The organism is Lysinibacillus sphaericus (genome assembly GCF_000600105.1).
GTDB classification, from domain to species: Bacteria; Bacillota; Bacilli; order Bacillales_A; family Planococcaceae; genus Lysinibacillus; species Lysinibacillus sphaericus.
Map to the genome: position 1 here is coordinate 1,239,726 of NZ_CP006837.1, position 23,636 is coordinate 1,263,361.

Sequence of the window (23,636 nt, forward strand, 5' to 3'; positions counted from 1 at the left end):
TGTTTTATAAGACATAAAAAGCTTTTAGAAGGTTTGATAGGGGAGGGAATGGAATGAAAAAAACAGACGATATATTAGGAGCACTAAAAAAACTTAGTAAAACAGATAAAGGAATTACAATTGTCCTTTCAAAAGAGGATAAAAAATTTATTTCATACAGAGAACTATGGAATAGAAGTTTTTATGTTTCTGAAATATTTAAAAAGCAAGGTGTTAGCAGAAATGCAGAAGTTATTATTCGGTGTGAAAATCTAGAGCTCTTTTTATATTCATTTTGGGCGTGTGCAATAGGAGGCTATATCGCTGTTCCGATTGATGCAAGTAAAAATAGTAATGTCGATAGTCTTTTAACACATGTATTGGAAAAGTCGGTTCATCCAATCATCGTCAGTGATAGTGAACAGGATAAGGACAAAGGGAAAGTGCTATGCCTTCAGGACTTCTATACTGAGATTTTAAAGTGTCCGAATAATCTGAATGTAGAGTATCAAACTTCACCAGAAGATATCCTATATATTTTATATTCTTCTGGAACAACGGGCACGCCAAAAGGGGTAATGATTAGCAAATCCAATGTGGCTGCTAACGTATATGGCTTTGTTAAACATTATGCAATAGATGAAAATGATAAGTTTTTATCATGGACACCATTAACACATTGTTATGGTTTAGTCATATTCCACCTTGTACCATTAATGGCGGGCGCAGATCAATGCCTGCTTTCTACTAAATTGTACATGAATCAGCCGTTAATTTGGGCGGAAACCATTAATGAATATCGCGCAACTAGAATTGGTTCACTGCCATTCGCATTGAAGCATTTTAATAATGTTTATATGAATTCGGAGAAAAGCTTTAAATGGGATTTGTCCTGTGTAGATAGCATGTTTTTAGGTGGGGAGTCGGTTAGTCAAGCATTATACAAAGAATTCTGTAACGAAGTAAATGCTTATGGATTTTCTATAGATAAGGTTTATCCGCTATATGGATTGACTGAAGCGACAATTATGTTAACCGCAAATAGATTAGGAAAGCATGCTAGAACATTCGAAATTACAAACGATAAGCTTGTGATTGGTGACAAAGTGCAGTGTAGGGAATTAGCGGATGGCGAAACAGCAGATAATGTATTTCTTGAAATGGGTACGCCTTTGGAAACTGTACAACTTAGTATCCGCGATGATAACTTCCAAGAGCTCCCAGAAGGGCATTTAGGACAAATTTGTGCAAGTGGTCCTTGTATTACAGCAGGTTATTATCAAGATTCAGAAGCGACCGATAAAGTATTTTTTGAAGAGAAATGGTTGTGTACAGGGGATATAGGATTTATTCAAGATAACAATCTTATCATTATTGGAAGAGAAAAAGAACTTGTTGTAGCCAACGGGAAAAAAGTCTCGTGCGCACAGATTGAAGAACTAATAAATAACCATTTGCATAATACAAAGCACCAACAGTGTGCAGTATGCAATGGAACAAAACAGGAAAATGACAATGAGAAAGTGATTGTTTTTATAAAAACACAAATGGACTTTGAAAATAACAAGAATATAGAAGAATTTAAGGACTTTAAAAACGACATTATTTCAATGGTTTTTGAAAAAATGGGACTGACTATTAGTGAGGTAGTACCCGTTGAAGATATTCCTAAAACAAACAGTGGCAAAGCATTTCGACGTGGGTTAACTGAAAAATATAATGCTGGCACATATGAAACAATACTAAATAACTTGAATTATAGTAAGAAAAGCCAAATGGTTAATACTGAAAAAACGAGATACTCTCGAAATTCTATTGCGAAGAAAATTGTGACATATATTGAGAGTCGTTTCGATGTAAAAGTATTAGCGCATGACATTCCTTTTTCTGAATATGGCATTGTATCTATTAATATCCCATCGTTTATTGAAAATTTAAATAAAGAATTTAACGTAAATATTCTTGTCGCTGATATTTTTAAGTATTTCACTATATATGATTTGTCTGAACATATTTATTCACTTGTTAATTTAGAAGAGAAGCAAAGGAGTCTAGGGAACATGAACGAAGAGCAGCATATGCAAGATAAAATAGCAATCGTTGGAATGAGTTGTCGCTTTCCAGGTGGTGCTAATAGTATTGATGAGTACTGGAATTTGCTTGTAAATGGAGTAGATGGCGTATGTGATGTTCCTGAAAATAGATGGGAAATTGAAAAGTATTATGATGAAGATAAAACCGTTCCGGGAAAAATGTATTGCAAAAAGGGTGGTTTTTTAAATATCAATATTGATGAATTTGATGCAGGGTTTTTCAATATATCTCCAAAAGAAGCAGCTGCCCTTGATCCCCAACAAAGAATGCTATTAGAGCTCACATGGGAAGCTTTTGAAAATGCAAATATGGATATTACTAAATACAACGGATCGAACACCGGCGTATATGTAGGCATGTCTAATAATGAATACAATCTAGCGCAATTATATTCAGGAGAATTATCAACTATTGGTGCATATGCTCTGACAGGAAGCTGTATGAGTACTGCATGTGGAAGGGTATCTTATACGTTTGGATTTGAAGGACCATGTATTACAGTTGATACCGCATGCTCGTCAACGCTTTCGGCGTTGCATTTAGCCTGTACCGCAATGCAGGCCGGAGAAGCCGATATGCAAATTGTAGCTGGCGTTAACTTAATGGAATCTCCAACGACTAATATCGGTTTTTCGAAACTGCAAGCGACATCAGTAGATGGGCATAGTAAAGCATTTGATGAAGCGGCAAATGGTTATGGGCGTGGAGAAGGCGGTGGCGTCCTTATACTGAAAAAATTATCTGACGCTATTAAAGATCAAGATGAAATTCTAGGCATTATCAGAGGAACTGGAATTAATCAAGATGGTAAGAGTAACGGCCTAACTGCACCAAATGGGGAAGCGCAAGAAAAATTGATTGAAAAAACTTTGATGCATGCCAGTATGGATCCTCATGATGTTGATTTTGTAGAAATGCATGGAACAGGCACAAAACTTGGAGATCCAATCGAAGTTCATGCAGTTGGTGCAACTTACGGAAAGAACAGAAGTAAAAATAATCTATTAAAGATAGGTTCTGTAAAATCTAATATTGGTCATTTGGAGGCTGCTGCAGGGGTAGCATCAATAATTAAAGTTTTATTATCCATGAAGCATAATATGATTCCTGCAAATCTTCACTTCCATACACCGAATCCGTTTATTGACTGGGAAGGTGCAAATGTAGAAGTTATAAGCGAACATGCATCGTGGAAAAAAGAGGATGGCTTAAGAGCTGCAGCTATTAATGGCTTTGGATTTGGTGGGTCAAATGCCCATGCGATTATCGAAGAATACAAAAATGAGGATTTCGGTAAAAACGAAACAAACATCCAAGATGGCATAGATTATATACTTAAAATTTCAGCAAAAAGCAAGAAATCATTAAATGAACTAATTGAACAGTACTATAATTTGATAGCAAATAGTTCGGACAATGAATTAGAAGATATTATTTATACAGCCAATCTAGGAAGAGCGGATTTAGAATACCGATTTGCTGTATGTGGCAGTAACAGAAAAATGATTGCTGAGAGACTAGAAAGCTATCTAAAAGATGGGTATGCAGAAGGGGTCTTTGAAAATATAGATAAGCACCAGTTGATGCAAAAAGATAGAAAAGTTGTCTTTATGTTTACTGGACAAGGCTCACAGTATCTCAATATGGGGAAACTACTCTATGATTCTAATGCTGTCTTTAAACAGGCATTTGACACTTGTGATCGATTGTTTAAACCGTATTTATTAAAATCCATTGCCGATTTAATATATGGGGAAAATGCAGACGAACAAGTGATTGAAAAAACGGTTTATGCGCAACCATTAATCTTTGCGGTGGAATATGCGTTATACAAACTGTGGGAGAGCTATGGTGTTAAACCAGAGGTAGTGATGGGACATAGCATTGGTGAATATCCAGCAGCAGTTGTAGCAGGGATTATGACACTGGAAGATGCTATTAAACTAGTTTCAATAAGAGGAAGACTGATGGATGCTGCACCTGGAAAAGGCAAGATGGCAACTGTTTTTGCAGATAAAGCGAAAGTACAAAAACTTCTTACTGGATTCCAAGAGACGGTATGTATTGCGGCACACAATGCTGAAGAAACTTGTGTAATTTCTGGAATGGCGGAAGATATAGAAAAAGTGGTTGAGAAGGCAAAGATGGAAGGCATGCGTGTACAAGAATTAAAGGTATCTCATGCTTTTCACTCTATGCTAATGGAGCCAATATTAGATGACTTCCATTTAATAGCAAAAGAATTGGATTATAAAGAATCTAAGGTAAAATTTGTTTCGTCGCTCTACGCCAAAGAATTAGAAGAAGGTCAAATTCTTGATGGCGACTATTGGACTAGTCATATTAGAGAAAAAGTTGACTTCTTTGGAGCGGTTACAAGCATTGATAAAAAAGAAAACTATTTATTGCTAGAAGTAGGAAGTAATAGAGTGTTGGCAGCACTTTGTAAATTAATTTTTGAAGATGAAAGAGTCATTGCATCTACTTTAAACATGAAGAAGGAAGATAAAGTACAACTGGCAAATGAAATTGCATTGCTTTATGTAACGGGTGTAGATGTGGATTGGAGCAATATTACGTTCGCTGGTAACACAAATTGGAACAAAGTAAAACTTCCTAACTATCCATATGAGAAGAACAAATATTGGATGGATTTGAAATACGATAGAGCATCAGAGAGTATCAATGCTGAAGATTATCATAATATTCTAGGCCAAAGAATTGATCTTCCATCAATGAGTGACGCTGTAGTATTCCAAAGGAAATTTACTGCATTGGAACCTTACTTTATGAGAGAACATGTAATTTTCAAAACAGCTATTTCTCCAGCAGCAGCCCATATGGCCATGATACTTTCGGCTGTGAAAGAAATTGGAAATGCTAAAAGTTGCGTGTTAAGTAAAGTAGATTTCAGAGTACCATTAGCTGCAACAGATGATGAAGAAAAACAGGTGCAAATTTGTTTAGAAAAAGAAGACAATGATTACAAATTTAATATTGTCAGTAGAGATTTTAACTCTAAATATGATAAATGGCTAATGCATGCTAAAGGCAATGTATGCATGCAAGATGAATATGCGTTTTCAGAAATGACAGCAAATATGGATGATTATAAACGCCTGTCCTATGAAGAAAATATTGAAAATAGTATCTACTATTTTATGAGTAAATCTGGTTTTGAATTAGGAGAAGGTTTCCAACGGATTAAGCGTATTAGCTACGGAGAAGATGAATGTGTCTGTGTAGTAGAGCCTTTAAAAACTATTCCATACTTTAAAGATTATGTACTTTACCCAGGAACAATTGACTCGATATTCCAAACAGGTATTGCCTTAGTTTTGGAAAAATTAAAAGAACGCACAAATGTCAATGAAGATGGCAATAAAACAGTTATTCCATACTATTTAGAAAAATTGACGTTTAACTATCGAGAATCCGATCAGTTATGGTGTTATTCAAAATCAACTGTAAAAAATGATATTACGTATGCGGACGTTATTGTATATAACGAAAAAGGCGAAGTATTAATGAAAATAGATAACCTCATGGCTAAAATTACAGAAAGCGAAAGTTTATTACAAGAAATGAGTAGTGCAAACAAATTGTATTACCATACAGACTGGGTGCAAACAGATGCTATTAGAAAATTAGAGGAGTTGCCAGTCAATAAACAGTACCTTCTGATTGCAGATGAGGCAATTGCGGCAGCAAGTTTAAAAGAAAATATGGAGAAACACCATTTAAACACAATATGTGTACTACATGGAGATGAATTCCTAAAGAAAAATACCCATGATTATACAATCAATCAGGACAATAAAGAAGAGTGGTCGAAGCTTTTTGCAGATGTATGCAAAGACAGCGGGAAGAAAAACTTAAATATTATTTATTGTACTACTAAGGATAGTGTTCAGAATCTAGCGAATAATAAGGTGAATTATAGAGCGATTAAAGCATTACACTATTTGGTTCAAGTTATGAATGAAGAGGGTTACACACAAGGTAGCAAAATTAAAATCGTGACCAAAGATGTGCAAAAGCTTCGTCATGAGAAAAAACTAAATTTATCAGGATCAATGGTCTGGGGATTAGCAAAAGTAATGAGTATAGAATATCCTGAAATTTTTGGTGGCATCATTGATACGGATGAAATAACTTTCTATGAAAATAGTGATTTTATCCATGAAGTATTAGGGGATAGTGTACAGGAAGTTTGCTTCAGAGAAAACGAACGTTATGTAGGAAGATTAATTACTCATGCGGATTATTTGAAAAAAGGGTTAGAAAAAAATAAGAAAATTGTATTAAAAGAAGAAGCTTCTTATTTAATTACAGGTGGAACAGGAGCATTGGGTCTTGCTTATGCTGAACAACTTGTAAATGCAGGTGCTAAAAACCTTATTTTAATAAGCAGACGCGAACCAAGTGAACATGCCAAAGTAGCGATTCAAAAATTGATAGACAAAGCAGTGCAAGTAAAGATTGTCCATGCGGATGTATGTAATGATGAAAGTTTGATAAAAGCGCTGGATGACATTCAATTTACGATGCCTCCTATTAGAGGCGTCGTTCATGCAGCAGGTGTGTTAAACGATAAGATGTTGATTGACCTCAATTGGGAGGATTTTGAAAAGGTTATGAATCCAAAAGTTGTTGGAACGCTTAATGTTTTCAATGCAATTGACAAGGAAACATTGGATTTCTTCATGATGCTTTCCTCCATCACTAGTGTTATTGGAAATATGGGACAAGGCAACTACGCTGCTGCCAATCATTTTATGAATTCATTTGCAACATATATGAACATGAATAAACTCCCTGGTTATACTTTCTGCTGGGGACCATGGAATGAAAGTGGGATGGCAGCAGATAATGATGCGATATCGAGTACGATGGCAAGAATGGGTATGAAAACTTTTTCAAAAGGCCAGGGACAAAGCATTATTAATGATTTTATGGATCAACCATATGAGAATCTGCTAATTGCCGATATAGAATGGAATACCCTAGTAAAATCTTTGGAAACTGCAGCAGGCAAGACAGAATTCCTATCCAAATTAGTGTCTGAAAAGGACCTACATGTGGATATAGTTCAAGATGAAAAGGACAATTTCTTGGAAACGCTTATGAGTTTATCAGGTGAAGGCCAAAATGAAATCCTAATTGAAAAACTGCAAAGTATTTGCGGGAAAATTATGGGCTTTGATCATAACCAAGTACTATCCATAGATAAAGCATTCCAAGAACAAGGTGCAGATTCTTTAATGATATTCTCTATGCGAACAGCGATTAATAAATTGCTAGGTATCGATGTCAATGTCTCTGTATTTTTCAATTATCCAACCATCGTAAAACTTTCTGATTATTTATTAAGTGAAGTTCTAATTCTTGAAAATGAAAATATGGGTGAATTAGAAGAACAATCCGAAAACATAGATGACTTATTATCTGAAATTGATAAGTTAACGATATAGTCAGAGGTGTTATATATGAACAATGACATTGAAAATAAATATAAAGAGGCCTTATTAAAGGCTGCTAAAAAAATTAAAGAACTAGATTTAGAATTGAAAAAATCAAAAGAGGAAAATGAAATTGCAATAATTGGCTATAATTGTAGATTTCCAGGCGGTGCAAATAACAGCAGTTTATTCTGGGACAAATTATCACAAGGATATGATGCTGTTACTAATATCAAACCTGAAAGATTCCCTGTTGAAGCGTTTTTCAGCGAAGATAGGCAAGATAAGGGAAAAATGTATACGCGTTATGGTTCCTTTATAGATCAAGATATTAAGACATTTGATAATGTGCATTTTGAAATTTCTGCACTAGAGGCAGTATCTGTCGATCCCCAGCAAAAACTTCTATTGGAAGTGAGCTGGGAGGCAATGGAGAATGCTGGTCTGAATATCGAAGAGATGAAGGGCAGTAAAACAGGCGTATTCATAGGAATCGACGCAGTTGACTATGTAAACAGAGAAATGATGTCAGGGGATATAAAAGATATTGGTTTATATTCACTTGTTGGAGCATCCTCTCATTCTGCTGCAGGTAGAATATCTTATTTTTATGATTTTAAAGGACCAGCAGTAAGTTTAAGTACTGCATGTTCATCGTCATTAACGGCGATGAACATGGCAGTAGACAGCCTAAAAAGTGGTCAATGTGATGTAGCCATTGTTGGAGGGATAAATCTGCTGCTAAATCCAGAGCCCTATGTGGGACTATCTCAAAACAGTGGTTTATCACCAGATGGACGTTGTAAAACTTTTGATGCATCCGCTGATGGATTTGGCCGAGGCGAAGGCTGTGGAATTATCATATTAAAAAGATTAAGTGATGCTAAAAGAGATAACAACAGTATAGAGGCATTAGTAAAAGGGATATATGTCGGACAAGATGGTAAATCCAATGGCTTCTTTGCACCAAATGGGCTGGCAGAGCAAAGAGTGATTGCAGAAACGTTGAAAAGGACAGGGCTAGATGTAGACGATATTGATTATATTGAAGCTCATGGGACAGGAACTTCTCTTGGTGACTTTATTGAAGCACAGGCAATTTGTGAGGTATTTAAAAACAGAAAAGCACCCATAAAGGTTGGTTCTGTAAAGTCGAATATTGGTCATCTAGAGGCGGCATCCGGGATGGCAAGTATGATCAAGGTATTACTTTCCTTAAAACATAAACAGCTTTTGCCAAGTATCCATTTTAAAAATCCAAACCCCAATATTGATTGGGATAAAATTCAAGTAGTCGATAAGCTCTCGGAATGGGAAAGTAATGGGAAAAAAAGACGAGCGGGTATTAGTGCGTATGGCATTAGTGGAACATTAGCTCATTTAATACTAGAAGAAGCAGAGCACGAAGAAAATACACCACAAACTGAAAAAAGTAATCTACCTGAAAGTATGCTAACGATTTCAACAAAGAACAAAAATGTGTTAGTAAAAGCAATTTCTCAAATAAGAGATTATCTTAGCGTTTCCACAGAACTACTTAGTGATATTGCCTATTCAACAAATATTACAAGAGATAAACATGAATACAGGTTCGCAATAGTTGGTAACAATAAAGAGCAAATTATTGAAGAAATAGATCATGTGCTCAAAAATGAAGATTCACTGGCATACTACATTGGACAAGCAGAAAGTAAAAAGAAAAAAATTGCATTTTTATTTACAGGACAAGGCTCCATCTACAAAGATGCAGCAAGAGAATTTTATGAAAATTCGCAAGCGTATAGAGAAACCTTCGATCTTTGTGATAATCGATTTAAGGAGCTCCTAGGCATTTCTATCAAAGACACTTTGTTTGGAGCAAACGAAGAACTATTAACAAATGCGCTTTATTCGCAACCAATTATATTCTCGTTGGAATACGCTTTAACGAAAATCTGGGATTCATTCAATATAAAAGCAGATTATGTGATTGGGCATAGTGTTGGCGAGTATGCCGCAGCATGTTATGTCGGCATGCTAAGTTTTGAAGATGCTACGAACATGATTGCGATGCGAAGTAGACTTATGGTTAGTGTGACACCGAATGGCAAAATGGTGGGCGTGTTAGTAGATGAATTGACGATGAAGGAAGCAATATTGGAAAGCGGATGTAAAAATGTATCAATAGCTGCTGTTAATGCACCTAAAAATATTACAGTATCTGGTCTAAGTGAAGAAGTTGATATGGTAATTAATCAATTACATAAAAAGGTCAGAGCTTTTGTTACCGATTTAAATATTCCATATCCTTATCATTCAACTGCAATGGAAGAATATAAAGAAATATATGGGGAAAGTTTAGCGCATGTTGTTTGCAATAAAACGCCAAAATCAATTATTTCAAGTGTAACAGGAAAGCTAGAGGACGTCGGTACATTTGAAAATAAAGGGTATTGGACAGAACATCTTGAAAAAACGGTTCATTTTATGAAAGCGATGCAGGAAGTAGATAAATTAGGCGTTTCCACATTTATTGAAATTGGTGGTAATGCAACTTTATGTGGCTTAGCAGGCCAATGTTTGCAAAATGACAATGCCATTTTTGTTCCATCACTTAGAAAAGGAATAGGCGATTATAAGCAGTTGTTGGAATCTTTGAAATCTTTATATCTTAAAGGGATGAAAATTGATTGGAATAGCTTCTATAAAAATTACAATAAAAAGAAAATTATTTTACCTAACTATCCTTTTGAGAGAAAGACCTTGTGGAAAAACAAAGCAACTTCGGTAGCGGATACAAGCTATGTGAATTTGGAACAGTTATTGGAAAAACAAAATGAGCAACTAATGTTACAGAAACAGCTTCTTGAAAATATTTTTAAATAAACAGCAAGAAAGGAGTAAAAAAATGAAGAATCTAGTTCTAGATGAAACAAAAACGATGATCGTAATAGAAGAATTAAAAGAAATTGTTCATATTATATCCGCCATGGAAAAAGAAGAAATAGATGAAAAGAAGAGATTAATTTCCTATGGTCTTGATTCAATCCTTCTCCTAACACTTGCCAAGCAAATCCATGCAAAGTACAAGGTAGAAATTCCTTTAGATGTATTTTTTACAACTTTAAATACGTTACAACTAATTGCAGATTACATTGCAGAAAATGGCATTGTGGAGGCTGAACAACAAGAGGAAACGTATGAAGAAGTAATGGATGTTATTGATGCGCTACCTGAAGAACTTCACAATCCTACAAATGAAGTCGCTTATCAGAATGTAGGAAAATTAGATATGAATATGATGGTGCAAGTATTTAACAACCAATATGATGTTATGACAAAACAAAATGAGATTTTAAAAGTAATAGCTAGTACAACGAAAGCACAAAAAAATGGCCAGAAAACAAAGGGTGTGCAAAAGGAAGTCAGTTCGGCAATAGCCCCGACAAAATCCGATGATTATTACAAGCCTTATAAAAAGCTAGATTTTAACAAAGAAGATGAAGTAGATGAACTTCAATTAAAATACATTAAAAATATAGAACAACGCATTAATATTTTTACTAAAAATTCAAAGGATAGAACCCAACAATATAGAAATATATATGCGAGTAATCGAAACTCTGCGGGCTTTAGACCTTTATATAAAGAAATGCTCTATCAAATTATTGCGGAAGAAGGCCAAGGTTCTAAGATAATAGATATTGATGGCAATACAATGATTGATCTGACGATGGGCTTTGGGGTCTTAATGTTTGGACATAGCCCAGAATTTGTTAGAAAAGCATTGAGAAATGAACTTGAAAAGGGAATGCCTGTTGGTCCAATGGGCAGGCTTACTGGACGAGTAGCCCAAAATATTTCCGAGTTAGCGGGAGTAGACAGAGTATTTTTCTGTAATTCTGGAACAGAAGCAAATATGTTTGCAGTTAGAGTAGCAAGAGCTGTTACAGGCAAAAAGAAAATCGTCTGTTTTACAGGAGCTTTTCATGGAACTTACGATGGATTTTTAGGAATGCCGAATTATTTAGATGATTCAAACCATACAACTACTTCATTAGTACCGGGAATTACTGATAGTGCAGTGCAAGACGTTGTGATGTTGGATTTTAACTCCGAATCTTCTTTGCAATATATCGAACAACATTGTGATACGATTGCGGCCGTTATAACGGAACCAATCCAAAGCCGACGACCAGATATTCAACCGAAGGATTTCCTGTTGAAATTAAGACAAGTGACACAAGACAATAACGTTGCCTTAATTTTTGATGAAATTATTACAGGTTTCCGAATTGCTAGTGGTGGAGCACAAGAATACTTTGGTGTGGAAGCTGACATTGTAACGTATGGAAAAGTTATTGGTGGCGGAATGCCAATAGGTGTTTTAGCGGGTAAGAAAAAATATTTAGATAGTATAGATGGTGGCATGTGGAACTTCGGAGACAACTCTGTTCCTCCTAATGAAGACAAAAGAACATTTGTTGCAGGTACTTTCTGTCATCATCCGATGGCGATGGCAGCTACAAATGCAGTGCTCGAATATATAAAGGAAAACAAGCACACTATTTATGAAACATTGAATCTAAAAACTACTGAATTTGTCAACGAATTAAATCAATTCTTTGAACGTGAACACGTAGATATTCGTATCAATCAGTTTGGTTCATTATTTAGATTTACCGTAAATTTAGAAAAAGAAATATTCTACTATGGTTTGTTAGAAAAAGGTATCTATATTTGGGAAGGACGTAATTGTTTCTTATCTACAGAGCATTCCAAAGAAGATATCGAATACGTTATAGAGGCTGTCAAGAAAACTGTATATGAAATGAAAGAAGCCAATTTTTTTAATCAATAAATAAGATTGGACAGAAAATAGATTTATATAAATAGGAGATAAAAATATGTTCTTTTTAGTGTTATGGGGATTAGGAATTGTTACAGCTGTTATCGACTTATATATGAAGGGATTTCCGTCTGACCCTCAGTTGATCTGCTCGGTAATTTTACTTCATCAGTTCGTAGTAACATTTGGACTTTTAGGTATTACAGGATTATTAAGTAATATGATTTTTGCAAAACAAAATGCCAAAATGGTCGGTTGGCCAGGTGGGCCGTTCCAGATAAAATACGGGTTTTCACAATTGGGTCTAGGTGTTATGGGCGTTATGTGTATTTGGTTTAGAGATGGGTTCTGGTTAGGAACAATCGTAGCTATGTATATATATGGAATTAGTGGTCTTTGGTCACACTGGAATGTTATGAAAATGAATAAAAAGGCAGACGCGGACAGCATTGCAAATATCATAATGGATATTGCATATCAGACCTTTATAACCGTATTATCTATTGTTATTGGTGGAATATGGGTAATTGGCTAAAAACATAAAAATCCATTTTAGGAGTGCTGTGTAAATGCTGAAAAAAAAGATTGAATTATCAGAGATCCAAAAGGGAATCTATTTTGAATGCCAAACAGGAGAAAAAAATAATTATAATATCTCAGCGGCAATAAAAATAAAGAATGAAATAGATATTGTAAAGTTCGAAAAGGCATTACAAATGTTGGTGAATGAACAAGCAGCACTGCGCAGTCATATTGAATTACTAGATGGCAGTCTGTCCATGGTAATTAATGAAGAAGTAGATGCTGCTGTTCATTATTATGATGTTTTCAAGGAACATCATAATAAGAGAATAGATGAAATAGTTAACGAAGAGGTTGGCTATGAGTTTAATTTATCAAAGGCACCACTTTTTAGAGTGTCCTTAATTAAAGAGGATAATAATTTATTTATTCTAGTACTGAATCTTCATCATATTATTGCTGACGGAGTGTCACTTGATATTTTTATCAAAAAACTATTTACCTATTATTCCAATTCGCTAAATGGTGAAGTAATTGAATTAAAAGAAGACTGCGGATTTTTAAATTTTGTTGAAAGCGAAAATAAAAAACTGGCGAATGGCAGCTATGAAAAACAAAAGGAATATTGGCGAGAAAAAGTAAAAGATGCAAATGCTTTGAACTTTCCAAAGGACTTCTCGAATGCTCATCATAACGGGATAGGGAAAGAGAAGTCTTATCGAATTTCTAAGGATTTAATGAACAGTATAAAGAAAGCATCTCAAAAAGAAGAAGTGACACCGTTTATTTTCTGTTTAGCGGCATTTAGTGCATTGATGGGAAAATGCTGCAATGAAAAGAATGTAGTAGTTTCCAGTCCATTCACAAATAGACCGGGATTCGACTTTGAAGAAACGATAGGATGCTTTATTTATACATTGCCATTAAGTTTAACAATCGACAATCATAAACCATTTAAAGATGTTATTGAGGCAATGTATGAGGAAATGATTGGAGCATATAAAAATATCGGATATCCCAACAATTTAATTGCCCGTGAAACGGAATCTAGTATCTATACAGGGATTCAGTCAATCTTCGATATTACCTTCGTCTATGACAAATATAGTAAACCGACATGGGAAGGCGTAGAATGTGACACATTTGAAATGGACAATACGATGTTCCCTGGAAATATGATGGTAATTCTTGCTGAAATGCCTGATGGTGACATGATTAAGATTCAGTACAAGTCTGATATCTATGCAGAAGAAATGATCGAAATGCTAGGAAGACGTTTTATTAAACTGTTAGAAACTGTAACAGCGCATACGGATGTACTAGTGAAAGATATCGACTTATTTTTGGAAGATGAAAAAGTGCATATTTTGAATACTTTCAATCAAAGTGCATTCTTCGATTATAAACCAATGCACATTATAGATATTTTCCATGAGCGAGTTGGCACGTATAAAGAACATACAGCACTTCTTTTTGATAATGGCAGCATGAGCTATGAAGAAGTCAATAAAAAAGCGAATCAGATAGCAAGAAAAATATTGCAACACAAGAAAAAAGAGAATGAAGTAATTGGCGTACAGTTAAAACGTTCTAAAGAAATGGTTCTTACTATATTAGGAATTTTGAAAGCTGGCTGTGCTTATGTACCAATCGAAAATTATTATCCTGAAAATCGAAAAAATTATATTTTTAACGATGCCGATATCAATATTTTAATTACATCGAAAGACTTGCAATATGATTTTTGTCAGGATAAACAAATTATTTTTGTTGATGATAATGAAACATACAGCGGGGATGATAGCAATCTTGATATTGTATTAAATCCTTTTGACTTGGCCTACATTGAGTATACTTCAGGTTCGACTGGGGAGCCAAAAGGGGTAATGATTGAAAACCATAGTGTAGTCAATACCATTATGGATTTGGAAAGACGTTTCCCTGTTCAAGAAGGCGATGTTTATCTATATAAAACGCCTTTTTCATTCGATATTTCGGGAACGGAACTGTATGGCTGGTTTATGGGAAAAGGTGCTCTGTGTATTTTAGAACATGATGGCGAGAAAAATCCAGAACTTATCTTAGAATTTATAGATCGCTATCATGTAACCCATATAAACTTTGTACCAAACATGCTCAAGGTATTTTTAGAACTGTTGAATGAAAAAAATAATAAAGAAAAGTTACACTCCTTACGATGGATTTTTGTTGGAGGAGAGGCATTAACTGCTGATATAATTGATAAATTTTTTGACATGAAACTAGCTGTAAATCTTGAAAATGTTTATGGTCCGACAGAATGTACAATGTGGGCTTCACACCATTCTATTCAAAAATGCGAGCGTGTTTCGAATGTATCGATTGGACATCCGTTAAATGAAATTCGATGGTATGTTATTGACGAAAATAATCAACTTCAGGTGGTAGGTGTACCTGGTGAGTTATGTTTAAGTGGAGTAGGATTGGCCCGAGGTTATCTCAATAAAGAAGAACTTACAAATGAAAAATTTTGTGAAAATCCATTCTATGATGAAAGAAAAGATCCCGTTTGGTTTAAGAAGATGTATAAAACAGGTGATTTGGCGAGATGGCTTCCTGACGGCAATATCGAATTTATGGGGAGAATGGATCACCAAGTTAAAATTAGCGGATTACGGATTGAACTGGGAGAAATTGAAAATGCAATGGTTCAGTTTGATGGCATTTTAGAAGCTGTAGTAGTTACGAAGCAATCTTCCAACCATTTACCTGTACTATGTGCTTATTATGTTGCTCCACAACAAGTGCCTGTAGCTGAATTAAGAGCATTTTTAAGTCATTATGTACCAGACTATATGATTCCAGCATTCTTTGTTCATAGGGAGAAAATGCCGATTAATAGTAGTGGGAAAATAGACCGGAAAATACTTATTGCAGATACTACCTATAATCATCACACTACTACAATTAATCAAGTACCAGAATCTGAATTAGAGACAATTATTGCTCGTATTTGGAAAGAGGTATTAGAAATTGATCATGTAGGAATAGAAGATAATTTCTTTGAAATCGGTGGGCATTCCATGGCTGCGATTCTAGTACATAGCAGATTAAAGCAAGTACTTGATATGGAATTTTCTATTACTGTTTTATATCAATTCCCAACGATACGTCTATTATCTGAGCAAATGATGAAAAACGAAAAGGTAGAAATTCAGGACAGAAAGAATTTTTTCAAGAGAAAGAAAAAATCAGTCTATTCTGATATTGCCATTATTGGAATGGCAATTGACGTTCCAGGTGCCGATAATATTAAGGATTTTTGGCATAACTTGAAACATGAAAAAGAGAGTATTCATTTTTATAATGATGAAGAACTTCGCAACCTTGGCATTAGTGAAGAAACGATTCACAACAGGAATTATGTAAAGGCTAAAGGTCGTGTAGATGACATTGAATACTTCGATTCAGAATTTTTCGAATATACACCGAGCGAAGTAAATCTTATGTCGCCGCAGTTAAGGCTTTTGTACAAAGGAACATGGGAGGCCTTGGAGGATGCGGGATATTATCCAGAATCGACAGAAGATAAGATGGGCATCTTCATCGGTGGTTCAGATGATTTCCAATGGTATAACGAAGCATTGGGCAATAATGACAATTACAGTGATATGTATCAAGCATTTACAATGAGTACGAATCATTTTCTTGCAACAAGGTTAGCTTACAAATTTAATATTAAAGGGCCTGTGTTCTCATCACTTACTGGATGCTCAACGACCCTCGTTACGACACATCTAGCATGTCAATCTCTCATGTTAGGAGAATGTGATATAGCTATTGCTGGCGGTGTTACTGTTGAACTTCCAAATGATGGTGGTTATATGTATCAAGATGGGATGATGTTTTCATCTGATGGGCACTGTCGTCCATTTGATGCAGAAGCTAGCGGTACAATATTTTCAAATGGAATGGGAATTGTTGTATTAAAGAGACTAGATGAGGCACTGGAAGCGGGAGATCATATTTATGCAGTTATTAAAGGCTCTGCTATTAATAATGATGGCAGTCAAAAGGCAGGTTTTACTGCGCCAAGTGTAGATGGGCAGGCGGAGGTAATAAGGGAAGCTTATAAACGAGCAGAAATCGATCCCGAAACGGTCGGCTATATTGAAGCACATGGGACAGGTACTATATTAGGCGATCCGATTGAGGTTGAATCGTTAACAAAAGCATTTGCCACAGATAAAAAGAGATACAGTTTATTAGGTTCTGTAAAAGGCAATATCGGCCATACTGATACGGCAGCAGGTGTAACAGGATTGATAAAAGTTGCATTAAGCTTAAAAAATCGATTTATACCTGGGACAGTAAATTATAAAAATCCTAATCCAAAGATTAATTTTGATGAGACACCATTTATTGTACAAAGTAATGGCATGGAATGGCAAAATAACAACAATCTCCCTCTTAGAGCTGGCATTAATTCATTTGGTGTTGGTGGAACGAATGCACATATGGTATTGGAGGAAGCACCAACTGTAAAAAACAGCAGTAAGGAAGAAAAAACAAATCTGTTCCTGTTTTCAGCAAAAACAAAAAATGCATTAATTGAAAATATAAAATCAACGCTAAAGTATGTTGCGTCAGATCAAAGTATAAACCGTTCCGATGCTGCTTGGACATTGATGGCGGGCAGAAAGCATTTCAAATATAGAAAAGCTATTGTAGTGAATGAGCATCTTGGAAAGGATATAAATGTCGATGAATTTATAGAAGATATTCTTGACAGTGAATGTAAAAAAGCTGACGAAGGTAAGAATGTTTACTTTATGTTTTCAGGACAGGGCAGCCAATATCAAGGAATCGGAAGAGAGTTATATTACGCAACAGACAGCTTTATAGGTAAACGTTACCGTCAGTATGTTGATGAAATATTCGGCTATCTCAATGAAGAAGAACAACATGAATTCTTTGATATTATCTATGGCAATGCAGATTCCTCTCTCGTTAATCAGACAAAATATAGTCAATTTGCATTGTTTGTTACGGAATTTTCACTTGCCAAAATACTGATAGATGTAGGGATAATGCCAAAGGCGTTTATCGGACACAGTATTGGTGAAGTAACAGCCGCAGCAGTTGCAGGCGTATGGAGTCTTGCTGATGCCGTAAAAATTGTCAGAGCCCGTGGAGATATTATGCAGAAGCAGAAGTCAGGTGTCATGCTTGCTGTAATGAAAGGTGTAGACGAAGTGAAAGAAATGCTAATTGATGGCGTATCGTTAGCATTAAATAATACTTCGGATCGTTGTGTCGTAGGTGGAACGAAAGAAAAAATAGAGGCATTTGAGAAAATAATGTCAGAAAAAGGCATTGGTGCGACAATACTTAAAACCTCACATGCATTCCATACCTATATGATGCAGGATGCCGCAACGGAGTTCAGCGAATATCTCAAAGCATTTCAATTTAACAATCCATCCATTCCGATTGTTTCAAATGTCACTGGTGAATGGGTGAAGGAAAATGAAATGTGCACGCCAACATATTGGGCAGAACATATTATAAACCCAGTACAATTTGATAAAAACCTAGCATTAATCTTACAAGATGAGCATGCAGCCTTTATCGAGATAGGTGGAGGAAGATCTTTATGTACCTTTGCATTACAGCATAAAGAGAGAAAAGAAGGACAAATATTCCTAAATATTTTACGGCACGCAATAGAAAAAGAACATGATTTGGAATATGTTTATGCAAAACTTGGACTTGCTTGGAGTGCTGGAGTAAAACTAAATTGGCAGAAATTTATGGGCAGTAACGTCCGCAATAGAGTGTCGCTACCAGTCTATCATTTCGAGAAAAAACGATACCCTATTACGATTACAATAGCTCAAGAAGGAAATACATTGAGAAGTAATCCGGAAATACAAAAAGTACTCGAAGCTTCAGAGCAAGTTACGGCAACAATTGAAAGCAAGGATTCTTTAGAGGAATGCATTATTGAATCTTATAAATCCGTACTAGGATTTGAAAATATCACAGAAAATCAGGATTTCTTTGAATTAGGCGGAGATTCATTAAAAGCGGTAAGCCTTTCTAATGTGATAGAGAGTAAAACAGGTATAAAAATAGCTGTTACTGAAATATTTAAACATACGACACCAAAGAAAATGAATACCTATATCGCTAGTTTGAATGGACATTCTGTAAATAAAAATAAAATAGTCCCATTAAAAAAAGCTGCTTATTATAATACTTCTTCAGCGCAAAAGCGTATGTATAGTTTGCATTTGCTGGATAAAACAAGTACCGCCTATAATCTTCCTTCAGCCACAATAATAGAAGGAAAACTAAGTGAGGAAAAGGTGCGACAAGTTGCTGAAAAACTATTGATGCGACATGAAATATTAAGAACATCCTTTGACATTAAAGATAATAAAGTTGTCCAGCTGATTGAAGACCATGTAGATATGGAATTAACTTTTACAGAACAATTGATAGACAATGATGATCAAATAAAAGATTTAATTGACGACTTCATAAGACCTTTTGATTTATCGAAAGCGCCTTTATGTAGACTGAAATTAGTGACAGTTTCAGATGTAAAATCCATACTACTATTCGATGTACACCATATTATTGCAGACGGAACATCTGTTGAAATTTTAACCAAAGATTTTAATGATTTATATGTTTCTTCGTTGCCACCATTAACTGTGCACTATAAAGATTTTGCAGAATGGCAAAATCAGTATCTAGCATCTGAAAAAATACAAGAATCTAAAAAATATTGGACTGAGATGTTTAAAGATGGGATTCCTGTATTGGAGCTTCCGATTGATAAGGAAAGACCTGCAATCAAAACTTTCGCAGGAAAAAGAGTTTATTTTTCTATTGAAAGTGAAATGGCGGAGAGATTGGAAAAGTTTGCACAAAAAAATAGTGCCACGATGTATATGACGTTACTAAGTGCTTGGTATGTATTGCTTCAAAGATATTCTGGACAGGAAGACATCGTGATTGGTTCACCAGTAGCAGGACGTACAACAGATGAAGTCAAGGATATCATGGGTATGTTTGTTAATATGCTTGCGATAAGAAACAAGCCAATGGCAAAGAAAAAGTTTATCGATTTCTTCCATGAAGTGAAAGAAAATACCATTCAAGCATTAAAAAATCAAGAATATCAATTCGATGATTTGATTGAGCAACTGGATATTAAGCGGACACTAAACCGCAACGCACTGTTTGATGTTTGTTTTGATTTCCAAAACATGGAGACTCACGATTTGAATATTGATGGCATAAAAATTAGTCCATTCCAATTTGATACGCAAACTTCTGCTTATGATTTAGTTCTAACATGTCAACAACAGAGCAAGAATAAAGAAATTGACTGTTTTATTGACTTTTCAACTGATTTATTTAACGAGGATACGATGGAGAGAATGCAAAGTAATTACAAGACAATTCTTGAAAGTATCTTAAAGGATAGCGAAACGCTAATTGGCAAAATGACTGTAGTTTCTTCTATAGATAAAGACAACATCTTAAGACAATTAGAAGAGACCAAGCTTGATATAGCAGAACAAGTAACACTTCACAAAATGTTTGAAAGAAATGTCGATAAACATCCAGATAAAACAGCATTGATTACTTCAGATGGTACAGTCTGGACATACCGAGAATTGAATAAAAAAGCCAATATAATTGCCCACAAGTTACTATCCTTACATGTCGCACACGAAGATTTAGTTGGACTTATGACAACAAGGAATGAAAATATGTTAGCTGGTATGCTTGGCATTTTAAAAGCAGGGGCTGCCTATGTTCCGATTGATCATAATTATCCAAAAGAGCGAATTGACCATATGATGCAATTAAGCAAACCAAAGGCATTGTTAGTAGATAGAGATCATGTAGGAACAGTCGATTATAACGGGGTCTCTATAGACTGTAGGGCATTAGAAGCAAACGAACAGAATATTAAAAATCCTGAAGTTACCTGCACCGTAAATTCCCTAGCCTATACGATATTTACTTCTGGATCAACAGGAAAACCAAAAGGCGTTATGGTCAATCATGCCTCTGTCATTAATTTTATATACGATATTGTCAATAGAAGGATTTTTAGAAATGAAGAGGATAGAGTCATTTGCTTAACGACATTATCATTTGACATTTTTGCATTTGAATCCATTGTACCAATGTGCACAGGTCATTCTATATACATGGCAGATGAAATCGAACAGCTAGATTCAACTTTAGCTGCACAAAAAATTATAAAATATGGGGTTACGCATATTTTAAGTACGGTATCTAGAATTAAAACATTTGTCGATAATCCTGCGTTTGCACCGGCATTATCACAGTTGACATGTATTTTAAGTGGTGGAGAGAATTTCCCAATTCAACTACTTCAAGATATAAGGTCAAAATCTCTAGCAAGTATCTATAACATGTATGGACCATCTGAAACTACTATATGGTCAACTACAAAAGATCTTACACATTCAGATTATATAAGTATCGGTAAGCCAATTGCCAATACACAAATTTTTATTTTGAATGAAGAACAACAGTTACAACCGTATGGTGTTTATGGAGAAATATGTATTGCAGGAGAAGGCCTTGCAAGGGGCTATTACAACGATAAGCTAGAAACAGATAAAAAGTTCACTTTAGTAGAAGATTTACCTGGTATTAAAGTTTACAAAACGGGTGATAGAGGGAGAATGCATGCTAATGGTGAAATCGAAATTTCTGGTAGATTAGATAATCAGATTAAAATCAGAGGGTATCGAATTGAGCTTGGTGAAATTGAAAAAGCTGCTTTAGAACATTCAAATGTCAACATAGTTGTAGTAAAGGCAAATGAAGATGCAGATTATAACAAAAATTTGACATTATATTATTGCCTAAAGGATGATGCTCCTAGTGCAGCAAGAAAAGATTCACTATGGCTAAAGAACTGGTTACAGTCAAAATTGCCAAATTATATGGTACCTACTGAATATATGCAATTAGATAACATGCCTGTTCTTCCAAATGGAAAGATTAACAAAAATGCATTAGCAACCTTAGAGGAAAAGAAAGTACTTGAGGTTAATATGCCACCAAAATCAGTACTTGAAAGTGAAATACTGAAAATTTGGAAAGAGATTTTACAAAAAGACCATATTGGTGTCTATGATAACTTCTTTGATGTAGGAGGGACTTCATTAACATTAATGATGGTCAATAACAAGATTAATAGTGAGTTAGGGCTAACGATTCCAGTAATGAAGCTTTTTGAATATCCGACCATAGATGGTTTAGTTCAAGAATTATCACAGGAAAGTGGTAAGAATGGTAGCCAAAACGAGACGACTGCCGAGGAACCATCATTTGATCAAGATTATTTTGATGACGACGGATTTGATGAAGCCTTCGAGGATTCAACTGAAGCGGTGAATACCGAGGGAATTCGTAATGATGATGTAGCTGTAATCGGTATGGCATGTCGATTCCCAGACGCAGAAAACATTCATTCATTCTGGCAGAATATTGTCAATGGCAAGGAGAGTATTCATTTCTTTAATGATGACGACCTTTTACAAAGTGGCATTCCTAAAGAAGTATTTGAGAAAGAGAACTATGTAAGGGCAAAAGGCTTCTTAAAGGATGTAGAATATTTTGACGCAAAACTATTTGACTATTCGGATAAAGAAGCGAGCATGATGGACCCTCAAATACGTTTATTGCATCAATGTACGTATGAACTATTGGAAAATGCGGGATACAATTCATTCGACTATGACGGAAAAATTGCTATGTACGCTGGAAGTGGTTCCAATCTGTTATGGATGTCAAAGTTTGGGAACAACCAGAATGATATCATCGATGCATTCGAAGCAATCACATACAATGAGAAGGATTTTCTGACAACTAGAATTGCCTACAAGTTGAATTTAAAAGGTCCTAATATGAACATTCAGACGGCATGTTCTACGTCTCTTGTTGCAATCCATCAAGCAGCACAGATTGTTCTAAATGGAGAGGCGGATATGGCAATCGCAGGTGGAGTAAGTATTTCCTATCCTCGAAAAGAAGGCTATCTATGGCATGAAGGTATGATCTTTTCAAAAGATGGCCATTGTCGACCTTTCTCTGATGATTCATCAGGTACGGTTTCTGGGAACGGATGCGGCGTCGTATTGTTAAAACCTTTGAAAAAAGCTTTAAAAGACAACGATCATATATATGCAGTCATTAAAGGCTCTGCAGTTAACAATGATGGTATTGATAAAATTGGCTATACGGCACCAAGTATTAAAGGCCAAACAGATGTTATTAAATCTGCCTTAGGCAACGCTGGTATTAAACCAGAGGAGATTAGTTTTGTAGAAGCACATGGCACGGGAACTTCTTTAGGAGATCCAATTGAAATAGAAGCTTTAAAACAGGCGTGGGGAACGAATAAAAAAAATTACTGTGCTATTGGAGCGGTAAAAGCAAACATCGGTCATCTTGATGCAGCAGCAGGAGTGGCAGGATTTATAAAAACAGTTTTAGTGCTTGATAAAAAAGTAGTACCACCATTGATTAATTTTAATCAGCCTAATGAAAAACTAGATCTTAACAACAGTCCATTTTATTTCAATACTGAGGCGAAGAAGCTAGAAACAACTCATGGGAAACTAAAAGCAGCAGTCAGCTCTTTTGGCATCGGTGGAACGAATGCACATATTGTTTTAGAAGAAGCGCCAAAGTAAGGAGGTATGGAA

General features: G+C 35.3%; 5 protein-coding genes. All 5 read left to right on the forward strand.

The window, feature by feature from the left end:
- Window positions 1-53 precede the first annotated feature (53 nt).
- The 5 genes from T479_RS05700 to T479_RS05720 are packed head-to-tail and all read left to right on the forward strand — an operon-like array spanning window position 54 to window position 23,624.
- Window positions 54-7,547 (forward strand): type I polyketide synthase, encoded by a 7,494-nt coding sequence (locus T479_RS05700; protein ID WP_025218869.1) that lies wholly within the window; start codon window positions 54-56, stop codon window positions 7,545-7,547.
- Window positions 7,548-7,562: 15 nt separating this feature from the next.
- Entirely contained in the window at window positions 7,563-10,400 is a 2,838-nt protein-coding gene (locus T479_RS05705) for a type I polyketide synthase (protein ID WP_025218870.1), read from the forward strand.
- Between the two features lie 22 nt (window positions 10,401-10,422).
- Window positions 10,423-12,375: an aminotransferase class III-fold pyridoxal phosphate-dependent enzyme gene (locus tag T479_RS05710; RefSeq protein ID WP_025218871.1), complete on the forward strand. Its 1,953-nt coding sequence runs from the start codon at window positions 10,423-10,425 to the stop codon at window positions 12,373-12,375.
- A 46-nt stretch (window positions 12,376-12,421) separates the two neighbouring features.
- Entirely contained in the window at window positions 12,422-12,898 is a 477-nt protein-coding gene (locus T479_RS05715) for a DUF6790 family protein (protein WP_024361545.1), read from the forward strand.
- Window positions 12,899-12,932: 34 nt separating this feature from the next.
- Window positions 12,933-23,624 (forward strand): hybrid non-ribosomal peptide synthetase/type I polyketide synthase, encoded by a 10,692-nt coding sequence (locus T479_RS05720; RefSeq protein ID WP_025218872.1) that lies wholly within the window; start codon window positions 12,933-12,935, stop codon window positions 23,622-23,624.
- Window positions 23,625-23,636: the final 12 nt, after the last annotated feature.